At 63.7% G+C, this 14,666-nt stretch carries 13 protein-coding genes and 2 pseudogenes; 5 read left to right on the top strand and 10 right to left on the bottom strand.

The genetic code is table 11. The annotated features are described in order from the left end of the window. Positions 1 to 158 precede the first annotated feature (158 nt). The 5 genes from MKK04_RS24455 to MKK04_RS24435 all read left to right on the top strand — a co-directional run bounded on the left by MKK04_RS24455 (position 159) and on the right by MKK04_RS24435 (position 7,256). Complete coding sequence (locus MKK04_RS24455) at positions 159 to 1,871, top strand: glucan biosynthesis protein G (RefSeq protein WP_207828394.1); 1,713 nt, start codon at positions 159 to 161, stop codon at positions 1,869 to 1,871. Further along, entirely contained in the window at positions 1,864 to 4,437 is a 2,574-nt protein-coding gene (gene mdoH / locus MKK04_RS24450) for a glucans biosynthesis glucosyltransferase MdoH (protein ID WP_207828402.1), read from the top strand. The genes MKK04_RS24455 and mdoH overlap by 8 nt, the downstream gene beginning before the upstream one ends. Positions 4,438 to 4,689: 252 nt before the next feature. Next, complete coding sequence (locus MKK04_RS24445) at positions 4,690 to 5,487, top strand: transporter substrate-binding domain-containing protein (protein WP_024087841.1); 798 nt, start codon at positions 4,690 to 4,692, stop codon at positions 5,485 to 5,487. Between the two features lie 79 nt (positions 5,488 to 5,566). Next, positions 5,567 to 6,529: an amino acid ABC transporter permease gene (locus MKK04_RS24440; RefSeq protein WP_087499690.1), complete on the top strand. Its 963-nt coding sequence runs from the start codon at positions 5,567 to 5,569 to the stop codon at positions 6,527 to 6,529. Further along, the gene (locus MKK04_RS24435; RefSeq protein WP_063912406.1) at positions 6,522 to 7,256 is read left to right on the top strand and encodes an amino acid ABC transporter ATP-binding protein; all 735 of its coding nucleotides are present in this window, start codon (positions 6,522 to 6,524) and stop codon (positions 7,254 to 7,256) included. The genes MKK04_RS24440 and MKK04_RS24435 overlap by 8 nt, the downstream gene beginning before the upstream one ends. Before the next feature lie 110 nt (positions 7,257 to 7,366). Here MKK04_RS24435 and MKK04_RS26790 read toward each other — a convergent pair whose 3' ends face one another. The 10 genes and pseudogenes from MKK04_RS26790 to hisI all read right to left on the bottom strand — a co-directional run bounded on the left by MKK04_RS26790 (position 7,367) and on the right by hisI (position 14,617). Next, complete coding sequence (locus MKK04_RS26790; protein ID WP_442964574.1) at positions 7,367 to 8,080, bottom strand: methyl-accepting chemotaxis protein; 714 nt, start codon at positions 8,078 to 8,080, stop codon at positions 7,367 to 7,369. Between the two features lie 141 nt (positions 8,081 to 8,221). Further along, positions 8,222 to 9,310, bottom strand: a pseudogene (locus MKK04_RS26785) (methyl-accepting chemotaxis protein); the annotation flags it as partial. A 262-nt stretch (positions 9,311 to 9,572) separates the two neighbouring features. Continuing rightward, complete coding sequence (locus tag MKK04_RS26780) at positions 9,573 to 10,286, bottom strand: methyl-accepting chemotaxis protein (RefSeq protein WP_428985006.1); 714 nt, start codon at positions 10,284 to 10,286, stop codon at positions 9,573 to 9,575. Positions 10,287 to 10,427: 141 nt separating this feature from the next. After that, positions 10,428 to 11,372: pseudogene (locus tag MKK04_RS26775) on the bottom strand (methyl-accepting chemotaxis protein); the annotation flags it as partial. A gap of 218 nt (positions 11,373 to 11,590) precedes the next feature. Beyond that, entirely contained in the window at positions 11,591 to 12,298 is a 708-nt protein-coding gene (locus tag MKK04_RS24420; RefSeq protein WP_207828445.1) for a 16S rRNA (uracil(1498)-N(3))-methyltransferase, read from the bottom strand. Then, a complete protein-coding gene (tatC, locus tag MKK04_RS24415; protein WP_013974546.1) occupies positions 12,295 to 13,083 on the bottom strand; it encodes a twin-arginine translocase subunit TatC in 789 nt (262 codons plus the stop codon). The genes MKK04_RS24420 and tatC overlap by 4 nt, the downstream gene beginning before the upstream one ends. Continuing rightward, complete coding sequence (tatB, locus tag MKK04_RS24410; RefSeq protein ID WP_207828454.1) at positions 13,080 to 13,457, bottom strand: Sec-independent protein translocase protein TatB; 378 nt, start codon at positions 13,455 to 13,457, stop codon at positions 13,080 to 13,082. The genes tatC and tatB overlap by 4 nt, the downstream gene beginning before the upstream one ends. A 3-nt stretch (positions 13,458 to 13,460) precedes the next feature. Then, the gene (locus MKK04_RS24405; RefSeq protein ID WP_003259853.1) at positions 13,461 to 13,733 is read right to left on the bottom strand and encodes a twin-arginine translocase TatA/TatE family subunit; all 273 of its coding nucleotides are present in this window, start codon (positions 13,731 to 13,733) and stop codon (positions 13,461 to 13,463) included. Positions 13,734 to 13,887: 154 nt separating this feature from the next. Continuing rightward, on the bottom strand, positions 13,888 to 14,223 hold the full coding sequence (locus tag MKK04_RS24400; protein WP_207828456.1) for a phosphoribosyl-ATP diphosphatase: 336 nt from the start codon (positions 14,221 to 14,223) through the stop codon (positions 13,888 to 13,890). Position 14,224: 1 nt separating this feature from the next. After that, positions 14,225 to 14,617: a phosphoribosyl-AMP cyclohydrolase gene (hisI, locus tag MKK04_RS24395; RefSeq protein WP_013974544.1), complete on the bottom strand. Its 393-nt coding sequence runs from the start codon at positions 14,615 to 14,617 to the stop codon at positions 14,225 to 14,227. Between the last annotated feature and the right edge of the window lie 49 nt (positions 14,618 to 14,666).

The following is a 14,666-nucleotide window of genomic DNA, read 5'->3' as shown; positions in this document are numbered from 1 at the left end:
ATGGACCTGCGTTCGCAGGTTCGTTTCACTCTGACTCGAGCATTGTCTGGATCCGTTTGGGGAATCATTACGCCCTCACGGGGTCCGAACAGTGCTCGCCAACCCGGCATTTGTCGCTGGCCGTTGGTTTCATGATCTGTTTTCGGCGAGGGTTGCTCGTGATTGTTAGTCCCCAAAAAGCATCAAGAATCCCCGGAACCGGGCTACGCAAGGCCCTGATGGCCAGTGTGGCACTGATCGGCCTGATGAGCGCGGGCCAGCTGTGGGCATTCAATCTTGACGATGTTGCAGCCAAGGCAAAGGATCTGGCCGGCCAGAAGTACGACGCACCGAAAAGCAACCTGCCAGCCGTATTCCGCGACATGAAGTTTGCGGACTACCAGAAGATTCATTTCCTGCAGGAAAAGGCCGAGTGGGCCAAGGACAAGACTCCGTTCAAACTGTCGTTCTATCACCAGGGCATGCACTTCGATACCCCGGTGAAGATCAACGAGGTCACCGCCACCAAGGTCGAGGAAATCAAGTACGACCCGAGCCGTTTCGAATTCGGTGACGTGCCCCACGACCCGGAAACCACCAAGAACCTGGGTTACGCCGGTTTCCGCGTGCTGTACCCGATCAACAAGGCCGACAAGCAGGACGAGATCATGACCCTGCTTGGCGCCAGCTATTTCCGCGTGGTCGGCAAGGGTCATGTATATGGCCTGTCGGCCCGTGGCCTGGCCATCGACACCGCACTGCCGTCGGGCGAGGAGTTCCCGCGCTTCACCGAGTTCTGGGTCGAGAAGCCCAAGCCGACCGACAAGCATCTGGTGATCTACGCCCTGCTGGACTCGCCGCGTTCCACCGGCGCCTACAAGCTGACCCTGCGCCCGGGCAACGACACCGTGGTCGACGTGCAGTCCCGCGTGTTCCTGCGTGACCATGTCAGCCGCCTGGGCATCGCCCCGCTGACCAGCATGTACCTGTTCGGCCCCAACCAGCCGTCCAAGGTCCTCAACTACCGCCCGGCCCTGCACGACTCCGAAGGCCTGTCGATCCATGCCGGCAACGGCGAGTGGCTGTGGCGCCCGCTGAACAACCCGAAACACCTGGCCGTGAGCAACTTCAGCGTCGAGAACCCGCGTGGGTTCGGCCTGATGCAGCGCCAGCGCGCCTTCAGCGACTACGAAGACCTCGACGACAACTACCAGAAGCGCCCGAGCGCCTGGATCGAGCCGAAGGGTGACTGGGGCAAGGGTACCGTCGACCTGGTCGAAATCCCGACTGCCGACGAGACCAACGACAACATCGTGGCCTTCTGGAGCCCGGAAAAGCTGCCTGAGCCAGGCAAGCCATTCGAGTACGCCTACCGTCTGCACTGGACTATCGACGAGCCGAAGTTCCAGGCCCCCGAGCTGGGCTGGGTCAAGCAGACCCTGCGTTCCACCGGCGACGTCAAGCAGTCCAACCTGATCCGCCAGCCAGACGGCAGCGTGGCCTTCCTGGTCGACTTCGCCGGCCCGGCACTGGCCGCCCTGCCGGAAGACACCGCCGTGCGCAGCCAGATCAGCGTGGCCGACAACGCCGAGGTGGTCGAGAACAACCTGCGCTATAACCCTGAGACCAAGGGCTGGCGCCTGACCCTGCGTTTGAAGGTCAAGGAAGCCAACAAGTCGACCGAAATGCGTGCCGCGCTGGTGCGTGACGTGCCGGTCGAAGCCGCCAAACCTGCCAAGCAGGACAAGGCTGCAGCCAAGCAAGCCAAGGCCGAGAAAACCGCCAAGGCCGAACAACCTGCCGCCGATGCGGCGCCCACCAACGGGACCCCGGCCACCACCGAGAAGGTGCTGACCGAGACCTGGAGCTATCAGTTGCCTGCCGATGAGTAACTCAAGCGCAAGGCCGGAATCGCTTCGCGAGTACCTGGCCCACCTACCACTGAGCGACGAGCAACGGGCGGAACTCGCCAGCTGCACGTCATTCAGTGAGCTGCACCAACGCCTGGCGGCCAACCCGGCCGCCAGCTCTGCCGAGGCCGTGCAGGCCTCGGTGGGCCCGCGCCTGACCGTAGGCAGCGCCGCCGAGCTGGAAGACGCCGAAATGCTTGGCGTCGACGGCAGCGGCCGCCTGTGCCTGAAGATCGCCCCGCCGATCAAGCGCACCAAGGTCGTGCCCGAGCCATGGCGCACCAACGTGCTGATCCGCATGTGGCGGCGCATGACCGGCCGTACCAACGCGCCGCAGCCGCCCAAGCGCGAGCTGCCGCCGGCCCGCTGGCGCACGGTCGGCTCGATCCGCCGTTACATCCTGCTGGCGCTGATGATCGGCCAGACCATCGTCGCCGGCTGGTACATGAAGGGCATCCTGCCGTATCAGGGCTGGTCGTTCGTGGACTTTGACGAAGTCGTCAACCAGCCGCTTTGGGACACCGTGGTGCAGGTATGGCCGTATGCCTTGCAGACGTCCATCCTGATCCTCTTCGGCATTCTGTTCTGCTGGGTGTCGGCGGGCTTCTGGACCGCGCTGATGGGCTTCCTCGAGCTGCTCACCGGGCGTGACAAGTACAAGATTTCCGGTAGCAGCGCAGGCAACGAGCCGATCGCGCCCGAGGCGCGTACCGCGCTGGTGATGCCGATCTGCAACGAAGACGTGCCACGCGTGTTCGCCGGCCTGCGCGCAACGTTCGAGTCGGTGGCTGCCAGCGGCAACCTTGACCGCTTCGACTTCTTCGTGCTCAGCGACACCAACGACACCGACATCGCCGTGGCCGAGCAACAGGCCTGGCTGGACGTGTGCCGCGAAACCAAAGGCTTTGGCCGCATCTTCTACCGTCGCCGTCGGCGCCGGGTGAAGCGCAAGAGCGGCAACCTCGACGACTTCTGCCGTCGTTGGGGCGGCGAGTACAAGTACATGGTCGTACTCGACGCCGACAGCGTCATGAGCGGCGAGTGCCTGAGCAGCCTGGTGCGCCTGATGGAGGCCAACCCGGACGCCGGCATCATCCAGACCGGGCCTAAAGCCTCGGGCATGGACACCCTGTATGCGCGTCTGCAGCAGTTCGCCACCCGCGTGTACGGCCCGCTGTTCACCGCCGGCCTGCACTTCTGGCAACTGGGCGAGTCGCACTACTGGGGCCACAATGCGATCATCCGCATGAAGCCGTTCATCGAGCACTGCGCCCTGGCGCCGTTGCCGGGCAAGGGCGCGTTCGCCGGTGCAATCCTCTCCCACGACTTCGTCGAAGCCGCGCTGATGCGCCGTGCCGGCTGGGGCGTGTGGATTGCCTACGACCTGCCGGGCAGCTACGAAGAACTGCCGCCGAACCTGCTCGACGAGCTCAAGCGCGACCGCCGCTGGTGCCACGGCAACCTGATGAACTTCCGCCTGTTCCTGGTCAAGGGCATGCACCCGGTGCACCGTGCAGTGTTCCTCACCGGGGTGATGTCGTACCTGTCGGCGCCACTGTGGTTCCTGTTCCTGGTGCTGTCGACCGCGCTCCTGGCGACCAACACGCTGATGGAGCCGCAGTACTTCATCGAGCCGTACCAGCTCTACCCGCTGTGGCCGCAGTGGCACCCGGAGAAGGCCGTAGCGCTGTTCTCCACCACCATCGTGTTGCTGTTCCTGCCCAAGCTGCTCAGCGTCATCCTGATCTGGGCCAAGGGCGCGACCGAGTTTGGCGGGCGCATCAAGGTCACCCTGTCGATGTTGATGGAGATGCTGTTCTCCATGCTGCTGGCACCGGTGCGCATGATCTTCCACACCCGCTTCGTGCTGGCTGCGTTCCTCGGCTGGGCCGCGACCTGGAATTCGCCGCAGCGTGACGATGACTCCACGCCGTGGAGCGAAGCGGTGCGCCGCCATGGCCCGCAGACCCTGCTGGGCATTGCCTGGGCGGCGCTGGTGGCCTGGCTGAACCCGAGCTTCCTGTGGTGGCTGGCGCCAATCGTCGGTTCGCTGGTGCTGTCGATCCCGGTTTCGGTGATCTCCAGCCGCACCCGCCTGGGCCTGGCGGCCAAGGACGAGAAGCTGTTCCTCATCCCCGAGGAATACGCCACCCCGCAAGAGCTGCTGGCCACCGACCGGTACACCCACGAAAACCGCTGGCATGCCCTGCATGACGGCTTCGTGCGGGCCGTGGTCGACCCGCGGCAGAACGCCCTGGCCTGTGCCATGGCCACTGCCCGTCATGGCCAGGCGGCACCGATCGAGGCACTGCGCGTCGAGCGTGTGGCCAAGGCGATGGAAGTCGGGCCGCAAGGCCTGGACCTCAATACCCGCCTGGCCCTGCTCAGCGACCCGGTGGCGCTGACCCGCCTGCACGAGCAGGTCTGGGCCGAGCACAATGCGGCGTGGATCAACGTGTGGCGTGCATCGATCAAGAACGACCCGCATTCGCCGCTGTTGCCGCTGCACCCGGAGAATGAAGGCCAACCGGCACTCGTCGGCGCCTGATCGGGCCTCTTCGCGGGCACGCCCGCTCCTACAGGTACTTCACAGCCTTTGAGGCATGCGCTGTACCTGTGGGAGCGGGCGTGCCCGCGAAGCTTTCAGGGCCCTCCCTCGATTTTGGCCAACAAAGTCCCCCCCGGCTCTAGGTCCCCGAGCCGCCATGCGTTAGCATCCCTCTCCGATATGACGCATCGGCCGCTACGGCCATGCCAACAATAAGATTCGCTACTTTTCTTGCTAGGGGACTTGGTGATGATCAAGAAATACCTTTCGCGACTGCTGGTCGGTGTCACCGCCCTGGTCGCCGTGACGGCGGCCCAGGCGGGTGCCATCGATGACGCGGTCAAGCGCGGCACCCTGCGGGTGGGCATGGACCCGACCTACATGCCATTCCAGATGACCAACAAGCGTGGCGAGATCATCGGCTTCGAAGTCGATATCCTCAAAGCCATGGCCAAGTCCATGGGCGTCAAGTTCGAGCCGGTTTCCACCGCCTATGACGGCATCATCCCGGCCCTGCTGACCGACAAGTTCGACATGATCGGCAGCGGCATGACCCTGACCCAGGAACGCAACCTGCGCCTGAACTTCAGCGAACCTTTCATCGTGGTTGGCCAGACCCTGCTGATCCGCAAGGAGCTGGCGGGCGAGATCAAGTCGTACAAGGACCTGAACAACGAGAAGTACCGCATCACCTCCAAGCTCGGTACCACCGGCGAAATGGTTTCCAAGAAGCTGATCGCCAAGGCCAAGTACCACGGCTACGACAACGAGCAGGAAGCGGTGATGGACGTGGTCAATGGCAAGGCTGATGCCTTCGTCTACGACGCACCGTACAACGTGGTGGCAGTGGACAAGGCCGGTGCCGGCAAGCTGCTGTTCCTCGAAGAACCCTTCACCTACGAGCCGCTGGCCTTCGGCCTGAAGAAAGGCGACTACGACAGCATCAACTTCATCAACAACTTCCTGCACCAGATCAAGCATGACGGGACCTACGATCGTATTCACGACAAGTGGTTCAAGAACAAGGACTGGCTGAAGGAAATGGAATAAGGCCCAGGCCACAAGCCCGGCTTTATGACCCCGACGCGCAGGCAAACCCTGCGCGTTCGCATTTACGGAAGTACCCCACGTGATCAAACACAAGAAAGCCCAGTGGCCCTGGCACGGTTTGACTGCCCTGGTCCTGGTGGGCCTGGCGTTCAGCCTGTATATGGCCACCTCGATGATTTCCTACGAGTGGCGCTGGAACCGCGTACCGCAGTACTTCGCCTACAAGGCCGAGGAAGCACAGCGCGCCGCCGGTTACGGCACCGTGCAGGAGATCGTCATCTCGGGCGACAATGCCCGTGTCACGCTGAAAGATGAGAACGGTGCCGAGCAGGTACTCGACGTGGCCAAGGACAGCCTGCAGCTGGCCCGCGGCGACGATGTGGCCGAAGGCGACCAGATTGGCGTCACCCGCCACTGGGCGGCCGGCCCGCTGGTCTGGGGGCTGTGGACCACCCTTTGGATTTCGGTGGTTTCCGGTGCCCTGGGCCTGCTGATCGGCTTGTTCGCCGGCCTCTGCCGGCTGTCCAGCAACCCCACCCTGCGTGACCTGACGACGGTGTATGTCGAACTGGTGCGCGGTACCCCGCTGCTGGTGCAGATCTTCATCTTCTACTTCTTCATCGGTACCGTGCTCAACCTGTCCCGCGAGTTTGCCGGGGTGGCCGCACTGGCGCTGTTCACCGGCGCCTACGTGGCTGAAATCGTTCGTGCCGGCGTGCAGTCCATCGCCAAGGGCCAGAACGAAGCGGCCCGCTCGCTGGGCCTGAACGCGGGCCAGTCGATGCGCCACGTGATCCTGCCGCAGGCGTTCAAACGCGTGCTGCCGCCTTTGGCCGGCCAGTTCATCAGCCTGGTCAAGGACACCTCGCTGGTCTCGGTGATCGCCATCACCGAACTGACCAAGAGCGGCCGCGAGGCCATCACCACCTCGTTCTCGACCTTCGAGATCTGGTTCTGCGTGGCAGGCCTGTACCTGCTGATCAACCTGCCGCTGTCGCACCTGGCAAGCCGGCTCGAGCGGAGGCTTGCGCAAAGTGATTGAAGTCCGTGACCTGCTGAAAGTCTTCGACACCCGTGGCCACGTGGTACGGGCTGTGGACAACGTCACCACCCAGGTCGCCAAGGGCGAAGTGGTGGTGGTGCTCGGCCCGTCGGGTTCGGGCAAGTCGACCTTCCTGCGCTGCCTCAACGGCCTGGAGCATTTCGACGAAGGCCATGTGGCCATCGACGGCCTGCAACTGGCCGACCCGAAGACCGACATCAACGCCTACCGCCGTGAAGTCGGCATGGTGTTCCAGCACTTCAACCTGTTCCCGCACATGACTGTGCTGGAAAACCTGTGCCTGGCGCAGAAGGTGGTGCGCAAGCGTAACAAGGCCGACCGCGAGGCCAAGGCCAGGGCGCTGCTGGAGAAGGTTGGCATTGCGCAGAAAGCCAACGAATACCCGTCGCGCCTGTCCGGCGGCCAGCAGCAGCGGGTGGCGATCGCCCGCGCCTTGGCCATGGACCCGAAGGTGATGCTGTTCGACGAGCCGACCTCGGCGCTTGACCCGGAAATGGTCGGCGAGGTGCTGGACGTGATGAAGACCCTGGCCCAGGAAGGCATGACCATGGTCTGCGTTACCCACGAGATGGGCTTCGCCCGTGAAGTGGCTGACCGGGTGTTGTTCTTCGACCATGGCAAGCTGCTGGAGGATTCGGCCCCGGCCGCGTTCTTTGCCGCGCCGAAGGACCCGCGCGCGCAGGCGTTCCTGCGTCAGGTGCTTTAACCCGCACCGGCCTCTTCGCGGGTAAACCCGCTCCCACAGGTACTGCACCGACTTTGAGAGCGGCGAGGTACTTGTAGGAGCGGGTTTACCCGCGAAGAGGCGACTCCTGTCTAGATGTTGAACCGCCCCACCATCCCCCGCAACTGTTGCCCCAACTGCTCCAGTTCGCCACTCGACGCCGCCGTCTGCTCACTGGCCGCACTGGTCTGATCCGACACATCGCGCACATTCAGCACGCTGCGGTTGATCTGCTCGGCCACCACGCTCTGCTCTTCGCTGGCCGTGGCAATCTGCTGGTTCATGCCCTGGATGTTCGACACCGTATCGGTGATCTGGCTCAATGCATGCCCTGCCTTGCGGCTCAGCTCCACGCTCTGTTCAGTCAGGCTCTTGCTGCTGTCCAGCAACCGTGTCACTTCATCAGTCCCGTTGTGCAGGCTGTCGATCAGTTGGCCAATTTCCTCGGTCGCCGTCGAGGTGCGCTGCGCCAGCCCACGTACTTCGTCCGCCACCACGGCAAAACCGCGCCCGGCTTCACCGGCCCGTGCCGCTTCGATCGCCGCGTTCAGGGCCAGCAGGTTGGTCTGCTCGGACACCGACTTGATCACATCGAGGATGCCACTGATACGCTGGCTCTCGCCTGCCAGGTGCTGCATGGCCGCCAGGCAATGGTCCATCTGCCTGGCCAGTTGTTCGATACGGCCGATGGCCTCGGCCACTACCTGGTCGCCCATCTGCGCCTGCTGGTCGGCGTTTGTCGCGGCCAGAGAGGCCTGTTCGGCGTTCTGCGCCACTTCCTGTACGGTGGCGCTCATCTGGTTCATGGCAGTTGCCACCTGGTCGGTTTCCTCGCGCTGCTGGTTGATGCGCAGCTTGGTGTCCTCGCTGCTGGTCGCCAGCTCCGAGGCTGCCTGTGACAGTTGCCCGACGCCTTGGTCGATGCCACCGATCAGCTCGCGCAGGCTCAAGGTCATTTCGCGCATGCTCCTCTGTAACTGGCCCATCTCGTCGCACCGCTGCACCGTTTCGACCTGGCTCAGGTCGCCCTTGGCGATGCGTGCGGCCACGGCCAGGGTCTGGCGCAAGGGTTGGGTGATCTGCAGGGTGATCAGCCAGGCGGCCAGCACACCCACCGCCAGCGCCAGTAGCGCCACGCTGGTCAGCAGCGAGCGGGCAGCCAGGGCTTCGCTGTCGCGTTGCTCGACCTTGCGCTTGCCGAGCTCCAGGCTTACCGCGCGCAACTCATTGCCCATCTTTTCCAGGTTGTTCTGCAATTGCTCGACCTGCACCGCGGCGTGGCGGTACTGGTCCAGGCTGGTGCGGTATTTGGCCAGCTCGATTCCGGGCTGCTCGGTGACGGCGCGTGGCAGGCGCAGCGGAGCAAGGCTCTTGAGCAGTTGCCCCAGGCTGGTATCGGCAGCGTCCAGGGCGCTGTCGCCGACCTTGGCGAAGTCCTCGACAGGGGTGAAGGTGTAGGCCGGCACCAAGCTCTGCTGGTTGGCACCGTCGATATGCCGGCTGAGGGTATCCATCAGGCTCAGCACACCGCCTTGCTGATTGTCGGCAGGCATCTCCAGCAAGGCCTGGGTCTGCAGTTCGTCGATCGCCTCGTTGAGCTTCTGTTCCTGCGCCTGCATGGCCTCGCGCAGGGCGATACGGTTGGCGACGGTGCGTTGCAGTTCGCTGAAGTCATCGCGCAGGCGCTGCAGCAGTGCCAGTTTGTCGGTCAGCATCTGCCGTGACTCATCGACGTTGCTGCGTTGTTGCAGCGTGGCAAGCATGCTGTTCAGTTGATCGAGGATAGTGATGATGCGTGACTTGCTGGCGTTGTCGTTCAGCACGCGGTAAGTGATGCGCTCTGCGCGCAGGTCCTTGGTCAGATCGTTTATCTGGCCTATTTCGCTGAGTTGCTGTGAACGGACAATAGCGCCATCCAGTGCACGCCAGCCGCTGATGGTGGTGGCCAGGGTAAGTAGCAGAACCACGGCGAAGCCGAGAGCCAGTTTGGCACCGACACTGATGTTGCCGAGCTTGCGGTTGAGGTAGCCGAGCATGGGAGGTCTCCGTGCGATTGAGAGAGGGAGGCGGGCGTATTGCCGGCATCACACCTCTGCCAATCGGCAGCGGAGTTGTAGGACTTGACCTGATAATCAGGTAGGAAATTTCACCGCAGCATGTGGGAGGATTCTGCCTGTGCCGGCCTCTTCGCGGGTAAACCCGCTCCCACAGGTACTGCACAGCTCTCAACACCTGTGCAGTACCTGTGGGAGCGGGTTTACCCGCGAAGAGGCCGGCACAGGCGACCCACCCATCAGCCTAGAGCCTGAACCGCCCCACCAACCCCTGCAAATGGGTACCCAACCGCGCCAACTCCATGCTGGAGCTGGCCGTCTCTTCACTGGCTGCCGAGGTCTGGTCAGAAATGTCCCGCACATTCATCACACTGCGGTTGATCTCCTCGGCCACGGCTGTCTGTTCTTCCGCGGCAGTGGCAATCTGCTGGTTCATCGCCTGGATCGACGAGACGGTGCGGGTGATGGTTTCCAGCGAGCTGCCGGCACGGCGGGTCAGTTCGACGCTGCTGTCGGTCAACTGGCGGCTGCTGTCCATCACGCTGGCCACGCGCTGGGTGCCGCTTTGCAGGCCGGCAATCAGCTCTTCGATCTCTTCGGTCGATTGCTGGGTGCGCTGCGCCAGGCTGCGCACTTCATCGGCCACCACGGCAAAGCCACGCCCGGCCTCGCCGGCACGGGCCGCTTCAATGGCCGCGTTGAGCGCCAGCAGGTTGGTCTGCTGAGCCACCGACTTGATCACGTCGAGCACGCTGCCGATCTTGTCGCTCTCGGCCTTGAGCTGGTTCATCGCTTCGCTGGAGTTGACCACTTCACCGGCCAGGCGCTCGATCTGCGCCACCGCTTCGCCCACCACACGGTCGCCTTCGCGGGCTTGCTGGTCGGCCATCAACGCGGCTTCCGAGGCCTGCTCGGCATTGCGCGCCACTTCATGCACGGTAGCGGTCATCTGGTTCATGGCGGTCGCTACCTGATCAGTCTCGACCTTCTGGTTGTTGACCCCGGCGCTGGTCTGCTCGGTCACCGCCGACAGCTCCTCGGCAGCGCTGGCGATCTGCGTGACGCCATCACCGATGCCGCCGATCAGTTCGCGCAGGCCCTGGGTCATGCGCTGCATGCTGGCTTGCAACTGGCCCAGTTCGTCACGGCGTTGTACCGGCAGCGCTTGAGTCAGGTCGCCACTGGCCACGCGCTCGGCGGCGCGCAAGGTCTGGCGCAGCGGGATGATGATCTGCCGGGTGATGGCCCAGGCTGCCAGCAGGCTGAGGGCCAGGGCCAGCACGGTGGCCACGGCGAGCAGGGTCTTGGCCTGGGCTGCGCCGGCGTCACGCACAGCGGTTTGTGAGATGGTCATCGCCTGGCTGGTCTGCAGCAGTACCGTGCCTTGCTCGGCCATGTGCTGCAGGGCCTGTTCACTGGCGACCTGGGCATTGCCGAACTGGGTGACCGCATCGCGGTAGCCGGCCAGGGCGGTGGCGGCATCGTCCAGGCTGGCGGCATGTTCAGCCGGTACTTTGGCCGGCAGCGCGCGCAGTTCGGCCAGAGCCTGGTCGATGGCTTTGAGCGCCGTTTGCTGGAAATCGGCATTGCTGCTGTAGGTGTAGCCACGCACCTGGAAGCGTGCCTGCTGGAGCAGGGCGCTGACTTCCACTGCGTACTGGTACTGGTTGATATCGCCACCTTGCAGCAGGCCCCGCTGTACCCGGCCGATCAGCTCCGCGGCCTTGTCGGCACTGTCGCCCAGCACGCCACGGCTGGCTTCGCGGCGTTGGCCGGCTTGCTTCAGTTCGTTGAACGCCTGCTGGTAGGTACGCACGGCCTCGCGTTGTTGCTCCAGGCGCTGGCGGTCAGTGGGTTGCTCGATCTGTCCGAGCATCAGCTGCACCTGGCGGTCGAGGTTGCCCAGGGCTTTTTCAAGCTCAGCCACCGAGGCTTCGTCACGTTGGCGCTGGTAATGCTGGCGGGCGATGCGCAGTTCCTGGGTGTACTGCTGGATGACCGAGATGTTTCCCAGCTTGTCGCCACGTTCGATGATGCTGTCCATACCGTGCCAGCCGACCAGAGTAATGGCCAGGGTCAACAGCAGCACCAGGCCGAAGCCCAGCCCCAGTTTGCGGTTGACGCTCACATTGCCCAACGATTGGGCGAACCATTGATACATATACGACTCCCTGGCGGCGTGGCAGCACAAATAGTTGTTGTGTTGCCAAGGCCATCGGCCAGGGAGAAGGAAACTTGATGGGCGAAAATGCGGCGTTTACGTCAGAAAATGCGCGAAAGCAGCGCCGTTACAGCAGTCTCGACCCGCAGGATACGCTCGCCCAGTTGCACCGGTGCCAGGCCTGCCTTGCCCAGCAGGTCGACCTCATAGGGGATCCAGCCACCCTCGGGACCTATGGCCAGGGTCACGGCTTGCTCCACTGCGCGCGGGCAGGCGGGGTAGGGGCCGGGGTGGCCGACCAGGCCCAGGGTGCCTGCGGCGATGGCGGGCAGGCGGTCTTCGACGAAGGGCTTGAAGCGCTTCTCGATGATCACCTCGGGCAGCACGGTGTCGCGCGCCTGTTCCAGGCCGAGGATGAGATTTTCACGAATGCTGTCCGGGTGCAGGAAGGGGGTTTGCCAGAAGCTTTTCTCGACCTTGTAGCTGTTCACCAGGATCAGCCGCGACACGCCGAGGGTGGCCACGGTCTGGAACAGCCGGCGCAGCATCTTCGGCCGGGGTACGGCGAGCACAAGGGTCAGCGGCAGCTTGGCCGGTGGCTGCTGGTCAAAGGCGACTTCCAGTTCGGCTTCGTGCTTTTCCAGGCGCAGCACCGTGGCCTTGCCCATCAGGCCGTTGATACGGCCCACGCGCAGGTTGTCGCCCACCGCCACGCGGTGGATGTCCTGCATGTGGGTGAAGCGCCGGTCAGCGAGAACGACGCGGTCGGCCGAGACGAAGTCGGCCTCTTCAAGGAGCAACAGGTTCACGGTTGGGTCGCTGGTGGCTGGTCGTTGTGGTCGTTGGCGGTTTCATCGTGGGCGCTGCGCTTGCGAATCAGGCTGCCGCACAGCACACCGATCTCGAACAGCAGCCACATGGGTACGGCCAGCAGGGTCTGGGAGAAGATGTCCGGTGGGGTAAGGACCATGCCGACCACGAAGCAGCCGATGATCACGTAGGGGCGAATCTTCTTCAGGTACTTCACGTCGACCACGCCGATCCATACCAGCAGCACCACCGCCACCGGGATTTCGAAGGCCACGCCAAAGGCGAAGAACAGCGTCATCACGAAGTCGAGGTAGCTGGCGATGTCGGTCATCATCGACACGCCTTCCGGCGTGGCGCTGGCGAAGAAGCCGAAGATCAGCGGGAACACCAGGAAATAGGCGAAGGCCATGCCGGCGTAGAACAGGAATATGCTCGACACCAGCAGTGGAATGGCGATGCGCTTTTCATGGCGGTACAGCCCGGGCGCGATGAAGCCCCAGATCTGCTGGAGGATGAACGGAATCGCCAGGAACAGCGAGACGATCATGGTCAGCTTGAACGGCGTGAGGAACGGCGAGGCCACGTCGGTGGCGATCATCGTCGCATTGGCCGGCAGGTGCTCGCGCAGCGGCGCGGAGACCAGGGTGTAGATCTGCTGGGCAAAGGAGAACAGCCCGGCAAAGATCAGGAAAATGACGGCAACGCAGCGCAACAGGCGAGTGCGCAGTTCGGTGAGGTGCGAAACCAGCGGCATTGGCTGGTCGTGTTCCGGATTCTCGCTCATGGGGCTCGCGGCGGTTGAGGCGGTTCAGAAGGCGTGGCCGGGGTGGCAGCTGTTTCGGCTGGCCTGGCTTCGAGCCCGGCGGGGGGCTGCACGGTGGCGGTGGTGACGGGCGGCTGCGCCGGTGGCGTCATCGGGTTGAGGATGCGCTTGGCTTCCTCTTCCATCTGCAGGATGTGCTCGTTGTGCAGCTGGCGGCGGATTTCGTCGGCGCCGATTTCGCGCTCCACTTCCATCTTGATGCTGTTGAAGCTGCGCTTGAGCCGGCCGATCCACAGGCCTGCCGTGCGCGCGGCACCGGGCAGGCGCTCGGGGCCGAGCACCAGCAGGGCGACCAGGCCGACGAGCAGCAGCTCGCTGAAACTGATGCCGAACATGGGTCAGTCTTTCCGCTGCGGCTCTTGGACCGGCTGGGCCTGGCCTTCGATGGTGTGGCCCTGGTTCTGCTGGGCAGTGTTCTGCACCGGTGGAACGGGTTGGGCTGGCGGCGGGGTCTGCTCGGCCGGCTTGTTCTCTTCATCGCTCATGGCCTTGCGAAAGCCCTTGATCGACTCGCCCAGGTCGCTGCCGAAGTTCTTCAGCTTCTTGGTGCCGAACACCAGGACCACGACTACCAGCAGGACGATCCAGTGTTTCCAGTCAAAGATACCCATTTCGTACTCCTGAAAAATGTGTGTACAGCAAATCGATCCGGCAACACGGCCCCTGTGGGAGCGGGCATGCCCGCGAACACCGGCGTAGCCGGTGCCATGCACCGCGTCGCATTCTTCGCGGGCACGCCCGCTCCCACAGGCGCCCGAAAATACGTCAGGCCGAAGGCTGGCGTGCGGCCTTCTCGTCATGCCCGGAAAGCCCGAAACGGCGTTCCAGCTCGTCAAGCACGGCCTGCGGATGCTGGCCCAGCGCGCTGAGCATTACCAGGCTATGAAACCACAGGTCGGCGGTTTCGTAGATGACATCGCTGTAATCCTTGCTGACTGCAGCATCCTTGGCGGCAATGATCGTCTCGACCGACTCTTCGCCGAGCTTTTCGAGGATCTTGTTCAGGCCCTTGTGGTACAGGCTGGCCACGTAGGAGCTGTCGGGCGCCGCTTGCTTGCGTTCTTCAAGCACTGCGGCCAGGCGGTTGAGGGTGTCGCTCATGTCAGTGTCCTGCGCTGTAGATGGCATCCGGGTCTTTCAGGACCGGGTCGACGGTTTTCCACTGGCCGTCCTCGAAGACGCGGTAGAAGCAGCTTTCACGGCCGGTATGGCAGGCGATATGGCCCAGTTGTTCGACCATCAGGATGATCACGTCGGCATCGCAGTCCAGGCGCATTTCATGCAGCTTCTGCACATGCCCGGATTCCTCGCCCTTGCGCCACAGCTTGCCACGCGAACGCGACCAGTAGATGGCGCGCTGCTCGGCGGCGGTCAGGGCCAGCGATTCGCGGTTCATCCAGGCCATCATCAGCACGCGTCCGGTCTTGTGGTCCTGGGCGATCGCCGGTACCAGGCCTTCGCTGTTCCACTTGATCTCGTCCAGCCAGTCTTTCATCGTCGACTCCAAAGCGGGCCCGCTCCTGTGCCGGGCCCTTTGCGCTAGT

Origin of the sequence: Pseudomonas sp. LS.1a, assembly GCF_022533585.1 — a bacterium.
Taxonomy (GTDB): Bacteria; Pseudomonadota; Gammaproteobacteria; order Pseudomonadales; family Pseudomonadaceae; genus Aquipseudomonas.
Note: the sequence above shows the minus strand (reverse complement) of the source record. Positions and strands in the feature narration are given on the sequence as shown.

Coding starts and splice junctions, on each gene's coding strand:
- MKK04_RS24400 (WP_207828456.1), bottom strand. CDS start 14,223: ATGAGCGACACCCTCAACCGCCTGGCCGCAGTGCTTGAAGAACGCAAG.
- tatC (WP_013974546.1), bottom strand. CDS start 13,083: ATGAGCGAGAATCCGGAACACGACCAGCCAATGCCGCTGGTTTCGCAC.
- MKK04_RS24405 (WP_003259853.1), bottom strand. CDS start 13,733: ATGGGTATCTTTGACTGGAAACACTGGATCGTCCTGCTGGTAGTCGTG.
- MKK04_RS26790 (WP_442964574.1), bottom strand. CDS start 8,080: ATGAACCAGATGAGCGCCACCGTACAGGAAGTGGCGCAGAACGCCGAA.
- tatB (WP_207828454.1), bottom strand. CDS start 13,457: ATGTTCGGCATCAGTTTCAGCGAGCTGCTGCTCGTCGGCCTGGTCGCC.
- mdoH (WP_207828402.1), top strand. CDS start 1,864: ATGAGTAACTCAAGCGCAAGGCCGGAATCGCTTCGCGAGTACCTGGCC.
- hisI (WP_013974544.1), bottom strand. CDS start 14,617: ATGAAAGACTGGCTGGACGAGATCAAGTGGAACAGCGAAGGCCTGGTA.
- MKK04_RS26780 (WP_428985006.1), bottom strand. CDS start 10,286: ATGAACCAGATGACCGCTACCGTGCATGAAGTGGCGCGCAATGCCGAG.